Source organism: Saltatorellus ferox, from assembly GCA_007751475.1.
Lineage (GTDB): Bacteria > Planctomycetota > UBA1135 > UBA1135.
The window spans coordinates 1,458,799-1,472,727 of the sequence record CP036434.1 but is presented as its reverse complement, the minus strand read 5'-3'; the positions used below and the strand labels follow the sequence as shown (position 1 = coordinate 1,472,727).

Below are 13,929 nucleotides of genomic sequence, written 5' to 3'. Positions count from 1 at the left end.
AAGCGGTCCCAGTCGAGCTCGCCTAAGCGAACCCACTACGTTTCGTCTCCGAAGCCCAACGCGGCGGCAGGAACTGCGGAGCTGTGATGTCCCTGCCACCGCGTTCGGCGTCGGAACTCGAGGTGGTCAGGAGAGAAAATGTGGATGAGGGCTCAAGGTCACGGATCACGCCAGCGCGGCCGCTGGAGCGCCGTGGGCCTTCGGATTTCGGAACGAACCTCCCTTCATCTCGATGACGTGCGCGTGGTGCAGAAGCCTGTCCATCGCTGCTGAGGCCATCAGCTCGTCGAGGAACATCGGGTACCACTCCTCAAGCGCGCGGTTCGACGTCACGATCATCGCGCCACGCTCGTAGCGAGCTCGGATGATCTCGTAGAGATCGATGGGCTCGTCGCGCTCCAGCGGGCGGAGCCCGAGGTCATCGATGATCAGGAGGTCCGGCGACGTGAAGCGCAGCATCCGCTTCTCCAGCGAGTCGTCCGCTCTCGCCCCACGAAGCTGGGAGAGCATCGCGTGCGCGGAGGTGTAGCAGGTCGAGTAGCCCGCACGGCAGGCTCGTTCTCCGATGGCCTGGGCGATGTGGGACTTGCCCACTCCCGTCGGTCCGAGGAGGAGAGCGTTCTCCTTGCGATCGATGAAGGAGCACGTGGCGAGGTCGACGATCTTCGCCTTGGGGACGTTCGGATTGAACGACCACTCGAACTCCTCCAGGCTCTTCGCGCCGTCGAAGTTCGCCTTCCGAAGTCGCATGCTGAGCTGCTTCGACTCTCGACGCTCAATCTCGTCAGAGCAGAGGCGGAGCAGGAACTCTCCGTGGCTGAGGTTGTCGTCCACAGCTTCGCGCGTACGCAGGTCCAGGGTTTGAAGGACGCCCGACAGGCGCAGCTTCTTGAGATGGGGAATGAGGTCGTCAGTGACGGCCATGGGTTACTCCAGGGGTTGGGGAAAGAGGGAGTTGTCGGGGCAGCGCGAATAGAGCGCTCCTTTCGACCACCTGCGAGGCGCCTCCTCGTACTCGAGCGGTTGCAGGTCGAGCGCCTTCGTCAGGATGTTCTTGATCGATCGATACTCGAGGTTGTCGTAGTACATGGCCCTTCGTGCCGCGCGCTCGGCGCGCTCTGGCGGGAAGCCCTCGAGAAGCTTCACGATCTGTTGCACAGGTCGGAGTCGGAGCAGCACGTCGTCGCCGTCGAAGATGCGATCGACGAGAGCGGCGACCTCAGGTCCGATGGCCTTGGCTCGCCTCTCCCACGTCTCACGGGAACGCTCACGAAGGTCCCTCCGCCCTTCCGGAAGATGTTCTTCGACGGTGGTGCGCGATCCCGGCATTCCCCTGCGATGCCGCCATAGAACGGCGTCGTTCGCGAAGATCTCTATCTCGCTCTTGGAGCATCGAACCCAGAGGAGGTCGCCGACGTTCCTCCGGGGCACGGAATAGAGCGCATTGTCGATCTGGAGGTGGGTGTCGCGGTGCACCTTCGCTCTCTTCCAAACGATCGGGTTCCACCGATTCCGTGGGAGTGGCATCAAGCAGGCGCGCTCCTCCGTGTCGAAGACCTCGATGGGCATGCGTCGGGTCGTCCCATGGCACCGACGGTCAGCGACCGCGGCGAGCCACTGAAGGAGGAGCTTCTGACACTCGACAACGTCGACCTCCGGCAGCGTTGCCAGGAAGTTGTTCTTGATGTACTGGGCGTCGCGTTCGACCTTGCCCTTCTTCTCGGGCGACCGCACAGGCGTCGGGTCGATCTGGAAGCCGAAGAACCTGGCGACCTCCATGTAGCTTCGGTTCAGCTCGACGTCGTCGCCAGCGCCGAAGCTGTGTCTGATGACTGCCGACTTCAGGTTGTCGGGAACCACGACCTCAGGGACCCCTCCGAAGTAGAGGAACGCGTTGACGTGCAGGCGCTGCCACGTCGCAGCGGACTGATCGAACACGAACTCGGCGTAGGTGCGCCGGCTGTGGCCGAGCGTCATGATGAAGATCCACGTCTTCCGCAGGGCTTTCTGGACAGGGTCGTAGCGCTTCCCTCCCCAGCAGAAGTCGACCTGCGCCACGTTCCCGGGCAGCGTGACGACGGGGATCGCGATGTCAGTAGCCTTGGGGCCTTCGCCCTTCTTGAGCTGGCGGCAGAATCGCTTCACTGCGGAGAGCGACCCGGTGTAGTCAGCGACGTTGACCCGAAGGAAGTCGTGGATCGCGGTCGGGCCAGCGCCGCCCTTGTGCAAGGCCTCGATCTTCTTCCGCCAGGCCTCCACTCGGGAGGTCTTCTGCGCAGGTTCTCTGCGGACCACGCCGAGGGCGACGGCGTCGCGAAGGGCGGGGAGGTCCGGGAGCACCTCGACACATCCGTCGAGCAGGTGAGCCGCGTCGAGCGCAGCGAGGTAGCGGCGCAGCGTCGTGCGGCCCATCGCGAGCTTCTCTGCGATCCTGCGCTGGCTGTTGCCGAGGCGGTGGAGTCGAACGGCTTCTTGGAGGCGGTGCATGGCAATCTGAGGTGCGGTCATGCGCTGCTCGTCGGGCGGCTTGGGCCTGCTCGAACAGCACGGATCGCAGATCAGATTGAGACGGTCTCAGGTCGAGACATGGAGCTGCTTTGGCGGGCCAGCCTGGGCTCGCTTTGGCGAGCTGGGACTGGGACCGCTTAGGCGAGCTGGGTACTCGGTGGCATGGCGAGAGTGGGACCGCTTAGCCGAACTGCGAGTGGGTTTCATACCCCGAGCCATGACACGGATCCAGCTGAAGGCGCTGTCCAAGCGCCGAATGCCCCGCCACCAGGTGACAGACCCAGGTACTAGCCTGGACTATTCACGAGTGGAGCGGTCTGGGCTTCAATCGCGCCCAAGTGAGTGGAAGACGCGGCGGCAGGGTCCAGATCAGGCAAGACCGACGCCGATTGTCGGCTAACGGGCGGCTCGACCTCCGATTCAGGTTGATCGCGCCCATTTTTTGATCGAGATCAAGCGATGTGGGCAGACCTCTCCCAAGGCGACCACCTGCGTTGCAGGTCAATTTGCGTCCGACGCTGCGTCAGGTGCTGCTGGCACCAAGTGCGATGGCGGCCGTATGCCATTCACGCGCGAATGGGAACTGCGCTGGAAGCTGAAAGACGCAGCGCCGAACCGACCGCGTCACGACAGCGCTCACTTTGATCAGCTTCGTGATGAGCGTGGAAACCTGCGCGAGTCTCAGCTTCGAGCGACGCAGGCGCCATCGAAGCTCGACATGCAGCATGAACGCGGCGGTGGTCATCAGCACCCGAAGCTGGTTCGCGACGAAGCTTGTGCAGCTCGTGCGATCGATACACAGGTCGCGCTTCATCTCTTTGATTCGATTCTCCGCATCGCCTCGCAGGCAGTAGAGGGCGTACACGTTCTCCGGCTTGCCACGAAGGTTGGTCACGACGCATCGCGGATTGTCCTTCGTTGAACGGCCGGGGTAGGGAATCGACTCGGCCTTGAGGATCACCCTACGTGAACGAGTCCACGACCTAGCCGTGTACCGCTGCTCATGGAACGAGCGCTCTGACATTTTCGTCCGCTCAGCGCGCTTCCTGAGCGCGGGGAGCTTCTTGGCCGCCCAGGCCTTCAATTTGTCGTTATTCGGCATTCCAACCACGTAGCTCACCTTGAGGTCTTCCATGGCCTCAAGAATTCGCGGGTACATGAATCCCGCGTCGAGGCGAACCAAGATCGACTGCCTGGCACCGAAAGTCCGGCGGATCTTCTCGACGATTCGTCGGATGAGGAGAATCGTGCAGCGACGCTCCTTCGAGTTGCCAGGTCGGAGTCGACCAACCACGGGCACGTGATCAGGAGTTCCCTCGACCGACAAGAAGCCGAACATCGGCAGGTAGCACCAGTTCTGATAGAACGCGTGGAACAAAGACCCCTGCTGGCCACCGTGCGTCGGATCAACCGACGGATCGAGGTCGATCACGATCCGCTTCTTGCCGCTGGCGCGCTTCTTCAGCATCCGCACCGCGATGTCTTCGAGCTCTCGACTCTGCATGACCAGCTCGCGCGCGGAGACCGCGTTCTCCATGCGGGAGATCGTCGCTTGGGAAGCGAGCCCGTCCGGGTCGAGAGGATCCCTTCCGCAACTCAGCAGCAGAGCGGGATCGTGCCTCATCTTTGCGGCGTCGTTGCCGTCCTCATAGCCAGACGCGATGCTGAAGACACGTTGCGTGAAGCACTCTTGGTAGGTGTGCTTCACCCTGAGCGGCGACCTCTCGTCAGTGATGTGAGCCCCAAGTCTCGCGGTGAGCTTCAGCACATCGTCGGCTGATTTCAGGAGTACCATCCCAGCGTCGCTGGACTGAGCCACGCCGTCGAAGCTCACCTGGACGGGTTTCTTGAAGGGGTCTTCGAAGAGAACAGACTGTACGGTAGAATTCGTCATGCGGCCGGAGTTGGAAGTGTCGTGGATTGGTCTCTACAGCCGTATCCTCGCATTTTCAGCTCCGCCGTTCACCTCTGCTCACGCGCCGTTCGTGAATAATCCGGGCTAGAAGTCTGTGGATTTCGGCGGACTCCTCTTTCGCCAGCGTCATTCACTGAGCTTCCGAAGCAGTGAGAGCAGCTCTCTCGCTTCAGCGACTGAGAGCTTCTCAAGACCATCGCCTGGCGACCTACCGCTCTCACTTTCGCTGCCATCCGAAATCCCGCCGCCGCAAGCCACCACCCCATAAGAACTTACACCTCCAGCCTTCAGCTTCCCAAGCTGAATGTCGAGGGTTCGAGTCCCTTCGGCCGCTCCATCTCCCGCCGTGGAGGGGACCTCAAGCGAACCAGGTGGCGTATAAGATCTCGGGACTGGTGCTTCTTCAGAGGAGTCTTCTTCCGGACGATCTCACTACAAGGTCGAGATCAAGAGCAGGCCCCATCCACAGTCAGAAGGAGCCCTTTCATTTGGTCATCTCGGCTCGGCTCACATGCTGAAGAAGCCGCCCGGGCCGTTCATGTAGTTGTTCTTCAGGTAGTCCTTCAGGGGGTTGCCGATCAGGCGGCTCTTCAGGCCTCCCGAGCCGGCGCCCGCTGCTCCGGCCACGTCGCCGGCCAGGTCCAGGGCGTCCACTGCGCAGGGTAGGTTGATCGGGATCACCAGGATCGCGAAGTCGACGGTGATGCTCAGCCAGAAGTTTTGGAGGGCTTCGCGGCCCAGGGCGGCCGCGGCTCCGGCTCCTCCGCCGCCGCCTGTCGTTCCCAGGGTTAGACCCAGGGCGACGCCTTTCATCGACGTTTCGAAGACTCCCTTCGTCATGTTCGCCACCGTGGTGGAGGCGCCGATCGAGAAGCCTGCCAGGCAGACGTATTCGAGGGCGGCCGACTCTCCTGTCGGGTCCACGAACATGAGAGGGTTGTTCTCCGCGAAGTCGTAGCCGAAGGGGCGAATCTGGTCCTCCTGGCAGAATCGGCCCGTTCGCGGATCGTAGGTCCGCGCTCGGAAGTGGTAGAAGGGCAGGTCCGCGATTCGATCCCGACTCTGGAAACCCAGGGACGGAAGGCCCGCCGTGGAACCGGAGAGGAGGTTGCCGAAGGTGTCGTAGGTCAGGGGAGTGACGCTGGTGGCATCCGCGGATGACCACTCTCGGATCGTTCCGGAAGGGTCCCGGAGCGGCCAGAGGAGCTCGGGGCCGCGCGCCACCGCATGGATATCGTCGTAGAGACGGCTGTAGAGCCGGCGCTCGATCACGTTTCCTGCGAGATCGGTGAAGACGATCGGGTTGAACGCCTCGTAGAGGATCCGCGTGGCGACGCCATCGACGCGTTGCTCGATCAAACGGCCCAGGGGGTCGTAGTCGAGCTCGACGCGGCGCGTCTGGACGCCTGAGTCGAAGCGCGTGATCGAGCGGATTCGCCTCCGATGGTCGTAGGTCATCTCGAACGACTCGGCCGTGGATGGCTCCGTCATCGTGAGCATCGAACCCAGCGCGTCGTAGGTGAACTGGAACCGGTCCGTTCGCTCCAATCGGTCCGTTCCGACGCCATCGTCGATGTCGTGCACGTAGCCCGTGTCCACGCTGGACGCGATCCGGTTCCCGTTCAGGTCATAGGTGTAGCTCTCGTCCGGCTGCGGCCCCGCGGGGTGGTCCACGGAGAGGATCCGCTGGTTTCCGTCCAGCTGGGCGACGTGCTGGCCGAGCGTGTCGGTGTAGCCGCCGATGAATCCGTCGGTGGTCCGAAGCAAGTCGTAGAACTGGATCTGACTCGCGTCCGAGGTACGCAGGTGCTCGATCAGGCGCAGGGAGCTTGGCGCACCCTCGGCGTCATACTCGTACCGCGTGGTGATCGAGGGGGCGTCCGTCGGCGAGCCCGCGATCCGGCGCACTTCGCGCAGGATCCAGGAGTCGCCGAGGAGAGGATCGTTCCAGTCGAACTGGACCGTCGCCTCGGGCGCAGGGGTTCCCTGGACGGAGCTGCCGCCGGAGGAAGTGCCCCCAGAGGAAGTGCCGGGGCCGCCCGCGAGAACAGGCCCGCCTGCCGAGGACTTACCGGTGACGCCGGCCGCCTGGCCCGAGCCGCTTCCGGCACCGCCGCCGAGGACGCCCGCACCGCCGCCAGCACCCGGCCACCGGAGGGACTTGATGCGGCCGAGGGCGTCGTACTCGTACAGCGTCTCACCGCCGCGCGAATCCAAGACGCTCGCGAGATTCCCGCGGAGATCGAAGCCGATCCCCGGCGCGTTGATGTCGCCGGTGCCATAGACCACGCGCTCGACCGCGCCGTCCGAAAGCCAGGTGGTCTTGACCTCCTTGATCATTCCCGCGGGCCAGTAGGTGAACTCGAGGCGCGCGACCGAGTCCTCGATCAGCGTCTCACGCCCCGCATCGTCGTACTGGGTGACGATCGAATTGCCGTCGTCCCAGTCCTCGCGCAGCACGCGTCCCTCTTCGTCGAAGGTGTAGTCCACCCGGCGACCCGAGCGATCGATACGCGTATCGGCGAGGCCGAGCGCGTTCACGTCCAGCACCTCCTGGGCACCGTTCTGGTCCAGGAAGCCTGAGAGCCGGCCGTCGACCGGGTCGTAGGTCAGGCAGATCGACCCGCCCTCCGGGTTCGTGACCGACTTGGCCCTACCATCGGCCTCGTAGGCGAACGCCTCGATGCCGCCCGTGGGCCGCGTGACGCCGATGGACCTGCAGTTCTCGTCGTAGGAGTAGAGCGTCGCGTCCCCGTCCGGACCGATGCGCGCCGCCAGGCCGCAGTCGCTCCAGGTCTGGTACCAGATCTTCCCGTCCGCCGTCTCGAACGCCGTCACCCGGCCCTCGTCGTCGTAGGTCCGCGTCGTCGTCGAGTTGTTGGGCAGGGTTTCCGTGAGGATCCGCCCCTCGTCGTCATAGGTCTTCACGATCTCGAAGAACGACGTGGCATCGAGCCAGCGACGCTCGATCAAGAGCTCGCCGCGGTCCGAGAAGAAGAGCTCGATTCGATCACCCGCCGCCGTCGTGATCGTCTGGATCGCCGCCGCCGCGTCCAGGTCGTAGGCGATGCAACCCTCGCAGGTGTCGATATCGCCCTCCGGCCCGCACTGGGCGATCAGGAGACCGTCGGCGCTGTACTTGTTGCGCAGGATCGGGGCCCCCGAGGGATCCCTGATCTCCGTCAGGTAGTACGGGAAGTTCGCATCGCCGTAGATGTACTCCGTGCGGGGCCCGACCTCGGGCCCCGTCGACAGCAGCACGCCCGTCGCCGGATCGTACTCGTAGGTCACGACCTGCTGCGGAGCGCCGGTTCCGTTCGGATCGTCCGCCGGCCCCACCACGCGCTCGATGCGCCCGGCAGCGTCACGCTGGAACGTGATCGCCGGCCCGCGGGAACTCACGATCCCGCCCTCGGTGACGGTCAGCGTCTCTCCGCTCACATCCGTGATCCTCTGCACGCCCACGCCTTCCTGCATCAGGAACTCGTTGCCGTACGGGTCGGTGTAGATGAACTGGTCCGGGTTGTAGGACGTGAACGGCGTGAAGAAGTAGCCGCCCGACAGCGCGCAGAACGTGTCCGCCTCCAGCGCGGGGCGCAGCTGGCCCCCCGTCGGTCCCTCGGGCACGAAGCCCGCCATCGCCAGGAAGAAGAACGGCACCGAAACCGGCTGGAACTTGAAGATCTCCAGATCCCCGTTCGGCAGCGTCAGCGTCACCCGGGTGTCGCCGCGGTACGCCTTCTCGAAGAGGTCGCCCGTCTCCATCGGCGTGTCGCGCAGACTCCCCGCGAGCCGGAGCATCCAGCCCGGGCCGAAGTCGCCGGGGCGCGAATCCAGCGTCGAGTACCCGCGCTGGATCGCCATCGGGAAGCCCGCCAGCGGCACGGCCAGGTCGGTCGACATCAGCGTGTAGTCACCGAGTTTGTAGTCGCCCGCGACCTCCACCGGGAACGCCAGCGCGTACGGCGCGTTCACGCCGTCGTTCGCCACGATCCGGATCTGGTACGAGTCGTTCCTCAGCATCGTCGGGTCGAAGCGCGCCAGCGTCCCACCGTTGACGGCGCCGACACCGGAATCGAGCAGCGTCCAGCTCGCCTCGTCGACGCGCCGGTATTCGACGCTCCAGGCGAGCGAAGCGGGCGTGTTGTCATCGACGTTCGCCACCACGTTCACCGGCCCGAGCACGAGGCTTCCGGGCTCCGGGGCGAGGATCTCGATCGTCGGCAGCTCCATGTCGTTCGGGTCCACGATCGCCAGCGTGACGGTCACGACCGCCATGTTCTGGGCCGCGTCCATGGCCGTCGCGACGAGCTGGGCCGTCCCGGTCGAGGTGAAGGTCACGCTCGCGCAGCCGCTCGGCGACAGCATCTGATCCGCGCCGTTCACGCTCAGCGTCCGCGACACCACGCCGACGTTGTCCGCCGCGATCACGCAGAGCGAAACGGGCTCGTCGATCCTGGCCGCCGCCGGCGTCGCCTGGACCACGATCTCAGGCGCCTCGGTGTCGTCCGTCACGAGCACCGTGAAGGCCTCCGTTGCCGTGGCTCCAAAGATGTCGGCGACCTCCACCTCGAAGTCGGCGGCCCCGAGCGCCGTGTCCGTCGGGCGCCAGACGATGACGCCGTTCGTGGCGTTGATGCTGGCCCCCATGGGAGCCTCGAGCAGCGAATAGGCCAAGGGCTGGAGCTCGGCGTCCAGCGCGTTCACGTCGTAGTAGTACGTCAGCCCGAACGTCGCATCGAGCGACGGCGACGACACGATCATCGGCGCCGTGTTGATCGGCGCGACGTCGACCGTGAAGACCTGGGCTCCGAACGACGCGCTCGAGCTCGCCTGATCGGTCGCCTTGAGCGCCACCAGCGCCGGGCCGTCGATCCCCGGCGTCCAGGTGATGAGCCCGCTGGTCGCGTCGATGGTCATGCCCGCCGGGCCGCTGACGATCTCGAACGTCACCGGGTCTTCCTCGGCGTCGAACGCCTCGACCTGGTACTCGTAGGGTGCGCCCAGCAGCGCGAGCCTGTTCGGCAGCGACGTGATGACCGGCGCCGAGTTCGAAGCCTGGGCGCGCACATCGAGCGTCCACGCCTGGACGGCGTAGCCGCCCGCGCCGTCCTCGAGGCGCAGCGCGACGTTCACGAGGCCCGCCTGGGACACGCCCGGCAGCCACTCGACGCGGCCCGTGCTCGGATTTACGTTCATGCCGACCGGTGCCTCATCCAGCGAGAACGTGAGCACGTCCTGGGGATCAGGATCGGTCCCGAGCGGCTGGTACAGGTACGGGATGCCCGCGGAAGCGACGAGGCTCGGGTTGCCGGAGATGCTCGGCGAGTGCGCGTTGCCGCTGACCGTGCCGACGGCGAGGGCGTAGCCCTGGTCCGCGTAGTTGCCCGAGGGGTCCGTGACCCGCAGCGCCACAGGATGGACGCCGGGGAGCGTGAAGCCCCACTCGACGAGTCCGGCGGGGCTTACCGTCAGGTCGGCCGGACCGTCCAGCTTGCTGAAGACGAGCGCGTCTCCGCCAGGGTCGAAGGCGCTCGCCGCATAGGCGTACGCGCTGCCCACGGCCGCGTGGACATCGGGCGCCGAGGTGAACACGGGCGGCTCCGAGCCGACGCCGTCGCGGACCTCGAGGGTCCAGGTCTGGCGCGCCGTGCCGACGGTCCCGTCGTAGGCCTCCAGCACGAACTGGTGCACCCCGATGTCCGCGACGTCGGGCATCCAGGTGACGAGCCCGGTGTTCGCGTCGACCGCGGCCGCCATGGGCGCGGCGAGCAGCGCGTAGCTCACGGGCGAAAGCTCGGGATCGACCGCACGCGCTGCGTAGCGGTACTCCGCCCCGACGCCTGTGAGCGTCGTCGGCGTCGACTGGAACGTCGGCGCGTCATTGCCCGGCGCCAGCCACGTCGTCTCGTAGCGGAAGGGCTGGAGCCCCGGGTTCGAGAAGATGATCTGCCGAGGCGCCGTGCACATGCCCGGCGCGAGCGCGGGCGCGTTCACGGCTGCCTGGAAAGCGAAGTACGGGCGCCCGTCCGCGAGCACGCCGTCCGCGTTCACCGGCTGGACGTTCGGGTTGTCGATCGTGTCGATGACGAGCAGGAACGGACCGGGCAGCGGCGCGCTGTACTGGCTACAGGCCGACGCTTCGAAGATCAGCCACTGGTTCGCCTGGCTGAACGTCGTGTTGCGGTAGTCCAGCGTCAGGAGCGTCGAGACGTCGCCGTAGCTGTCGATGCCCTGGCCGAATTCCGTGCCCTCCAGGTGGATCGTGTTGACCTCGGATCCGCAGCTATCGAAGGCCTCGATGGCGATGGCATTCGTCCCCGGTTCCAGGGTGATCGTCTTGAAGAACTGTCCCGCGGCGTCTAGGCTATCGACGGGGCTGCCGTTGATCTCCACGGCGACGATCGGGCGCGAGCTGCCCGCCCGCACCACGCGGCCGGTCAGCGTGAACGGCACGCCCGCCTCGAAGCTGGAGCCGTCGAAGGGCTCGACGCTCTCCAGCGGAATGGACACGAGGTCCGGGCACGGATCGAGGAACACGTTGCGCGTGAGTACGAGCACCGAGAGCGCGGTCGCCACCTCGGAGCCCACCTGGTTGGCGTTTTGAGTCCAGCGCCCGCGAAAGTTCACATCCGGGTTCGCGCTGTCCTGGGTCCGGACGAGATAGCTCCAGTAACCCTCACGAGCCCCCATCGGAACCGTCGTGGAGCCCGGTGACGCGCCCGTCTCCCAGTCGAAGAGGACGCCATCGTTCTCCAGCAACACGTTCTCGCCTTCCGGCAGACCGAGCGCCCGCGCCGTCGCCCGAAGGCTGCGCGACACGGTCCACATGACGTAGTAGTTCCCACGGTTCCCACCTCCGAAAAAAGCAGCCCCTGGATCCGCCCAGCGGAAACCCAGGTACCGGAGCGCGTTCTCGCGTCGCGCCTGGAAGTCAGGCAAGGTGAAGCCAGGAAAGCGATCGAAAGTGTCGCCTGGATCGACGCCCGTTTCGGCGAGGACCATACCGGTCAGCCCCCCACCCGTACACGCCAGCTGGTTGGATACGCCCGCATTGGCCTGGGTGAGGTAGCCGAAGGGAACGTTGCCGACCTCGTTCTTCATGTGCCCGATGATCGTGTACTCGACCTCCTTCTTGATCCAAGCAGGAACCTCCACGCCGAAGACTTCGATAGCCCCCTCCATCGCGATGTACGCCCAGCTATTGATGGACATGTCGCTCCGGGTCACGCTGCTGGCCGGCTCATAGTTCCAGCCGCCGCGCCCATCCACGAAAAGCGGAACGGTCCCCGCCCAAAATGCATCGTCGCCGGCGTTCTGGTTGGCGCCCAGGTAGTCGACCGCGTCTTCGACGATCTCTTTGAACGTCATTCCGGCGAGCTCCCCCTCCGTGACGACATGGTCCGGGGCAAGGCTGGCCACGATCGCCGCCGTGTTGATCGGGTGCCGATAGCCATTCTTGGAGAGCTGTGCGAGGCGAACCGTCTGGCCGTTCTGGTTGAGGTCGGAGACTCCGTCCGCCGTGGCGCCCAGCGCCGCGGTTGCGCGTGGCGCCGCAAGGTCCGCAGGAGAGGCCTGTCGAACCGCGAAGTTCCGGAAGATATGGCTGAAGCCGCGTTCGACCACCGGCGCGAAGATGTCCTCGACGGGGTTGTTCAGGAGCGAGTGCCCCTGGTTTTGGATGGCCCAGAGGCAGAACCCCGTGGCCGCGTCCGTCCCGTAGATCCCGACACGCCACTCCCCGTCCGAGAGCTGCGATCGATAGAGGTACCGCATTCCCTCCTGCACCGCAGACCGGGCGTCCAGCCGCAGGCGCTCCACCGGATCGTCGGTCGATGGGTCCGTGTCCCCCACGACCAGCAGCTCGACCGTCGACTGGGACGAGCCGTTCACCCCATCATCGACGATCAGCGTCGCCTCGACCACCTCGCGCGTGCTCTGGTTCAGGAGCGCAAAGCTGACCTCCTCGGGGATGAACGCCGCGTCCGTGACCGTGCCTGCGAGGCTCCCGTCCGTCGTGACCGATACGTTGCCGTTGGTGGAAAGGACCCACTCGTAGGTCGCGCCAGCGCCGACCATCAGGCCCTGGTTGACGTTGCCCCAGAGGACCACGCTGGCGTTCTCCCGGGCGAAGAAGCGCTCCTCCGGACTCAGGTGCGGAGCATTCGGATAGCCCGGCATCACCGACACGGTGGTCGACTGGGCGAGGGAGACGGCGGAGAGAGCGAAGGCCGCCGCGGCGGCGAGGGGGAGGCTTTGGGGGGAGAGCATGGCAGTCTAGTTGGCGAACGTCACCCGAAGGCCGTTGGTGAAGTTGAAGAGCTGTCCGCAGGGGCTGACGGGCGCGTCGCGGTAGGCGACCTGGAAGTACCAGGTGCTGCCGGAGGCGATGAAACCGGGCGTGCCGGTGACCTGATCGATGACGCCGAGGAGGCCCGGGCCGATCGTGAGGTCGCCGTTAGGCTGGGCGTTGCTGACGAGGATCCGCATGACGCCGGGCTGCCCGATCCCGGGCGAAAGCGCGAGGCGCCCGTCCCCGACCTGAACGCACGTTTCCGCCGCGCCGACGATGAGCAGCGCGAAGGTCGGCGTGATCCCCGAGACGCTCAGCACGAGGTCGTCGGCGGCGACGGAGGCGCTGCCGCTCGAGGCGAGAAGCCCGCCGGTACCGAGGGTGTTGAGGCAGCCGGTCCCGGGGCTGTCGTTGCCGCAGGGACAGTTGAGCCCTTCGCAGTAAGAGACGCCCGGGTCGCCCGAGTCGACGTATACGTTGTCGATCCGAACGCGACCGAGCGTGTCGGTGTCCGCGCCGATCAGGTCGAACGTCAGCAGCAGGTCCGTGAAGCGCGGCACGCCCGTGAGATCCAGCGAAACGGTGTTCCCGGCGACGGTGACCGTCGATCCGGGAAGCTGCGTGCCGTCCTCCTGTACGTTGAAGTACGAGGTAGCGCCTGGCCCCCAGGTCGGCACGACGGACTGGAAAGAGGCGTCCAGGAGCGACGCCTCGAACGCATCCGGGATCAGGCTGGCGGAAAGATCGAACTCGGTCCCGACGAGGTCGAAGCGCAGGAACCGCGCGTCGTCGGTGAGGCAGATCGACTGGGACAGCGAGGTCAGGAACGAGGCACCTTCCTCGAGCACGGCGGCGCCGTTTTCGACGAGCACCTGTCCCTCCGGTGATCCTCCCGGTGACGCGAAGGGGGTCCAACCCGGAAGGTCGAACTCGAATCCACCGTTCAGAAGCGGAGAGCAACCCGAGCCGGGCGCCGCGACCGTGCCTGTGCTGATCGGAACCCCCGAGGACGGGAGTCCGCGAGCCACCAGCGTCCCGCGGCCAGCTGCCGCACGCCGAAGCGTAGTGGGCGCCAAAGAGGCCTGGGAGAGGTCGACAGGAACGGAATGGACGCTGGCGAGGGCCAGGGCGGAGGCAAGGAAGAGCATGCGGGCGGGCTCCGAGAGCACGGGAGAAGAGAGCGGTCCAGCCTCACCCTGCCCCCCTCACGCGG

At 65.7% G+C, this 13,929-nt stretch carries 5 protein-coding genes; all 5 read right to left on the bottom strand.

Going from position 1 to position 13,929, the window contains the following annotated elements:
• Window positions 1–165: 165 nt before the first annotated feature.
• Entirely contained in the window at window positions 166–924 is a 759-nt protein-coding gene (istB, locus tag Poly30_RS05385) for an IS21-like element helper ATPase IstB (RefSeq protein ID WP_145195056.1), read from the bottom strand.
• A 3-nt stretch (window positions 925–927) separates the two neighbouring features.
• Entirely contained in the window at window positions 928–2,487 is a 1,560-nt protein-coding gene (gene istA / locus Poly30_RS05380) for an IS21 family transposase (protein WP_419190996.1), read from the bottom strand.
• Between the two features lie 544 nt (window positions 2,488–3,031).
• The gene (locus tag Poly30_RS05375; RefSeq protein ID WP_145195052.1) at window positions 3,032–4,402 is read right to left on the bottom strand and encodes an IS1380 family transposase; all 1,371 of its coding nucleotides are present in this window, start codon (window positions 4,400–4,402) and stop codon (window positions 3,032–3,034) included.
• Between the two features lie 528 nt (window positions 4,403–4,930).
• On the bottom strand, window positions 4,931–12,694 hold the full coding sequence (locus tag Poly30_RS05370; protein ID WP_145195050.1) for a putative Ig domain-containing protein: 7,764 nt from the start codon (window positions 12,692–12,694) through the stop codon (window positions 4,931–4,933).
• A gap of 6 nt (window positions 12,695–12,700) precedes the next feature.
• A complete protein-coding gene (locus Poly30_RS05365; RefSeq protein ID WP_145195048.1) occupies window positions 12,701–13,864 on the bottom strand; it encodes a hypothetical protein in 1,164 nt (387 codons plus the stop codon).
• Between the last annotated feature and the right edge of the window lie 65 nt (window positions 13,865–13,929).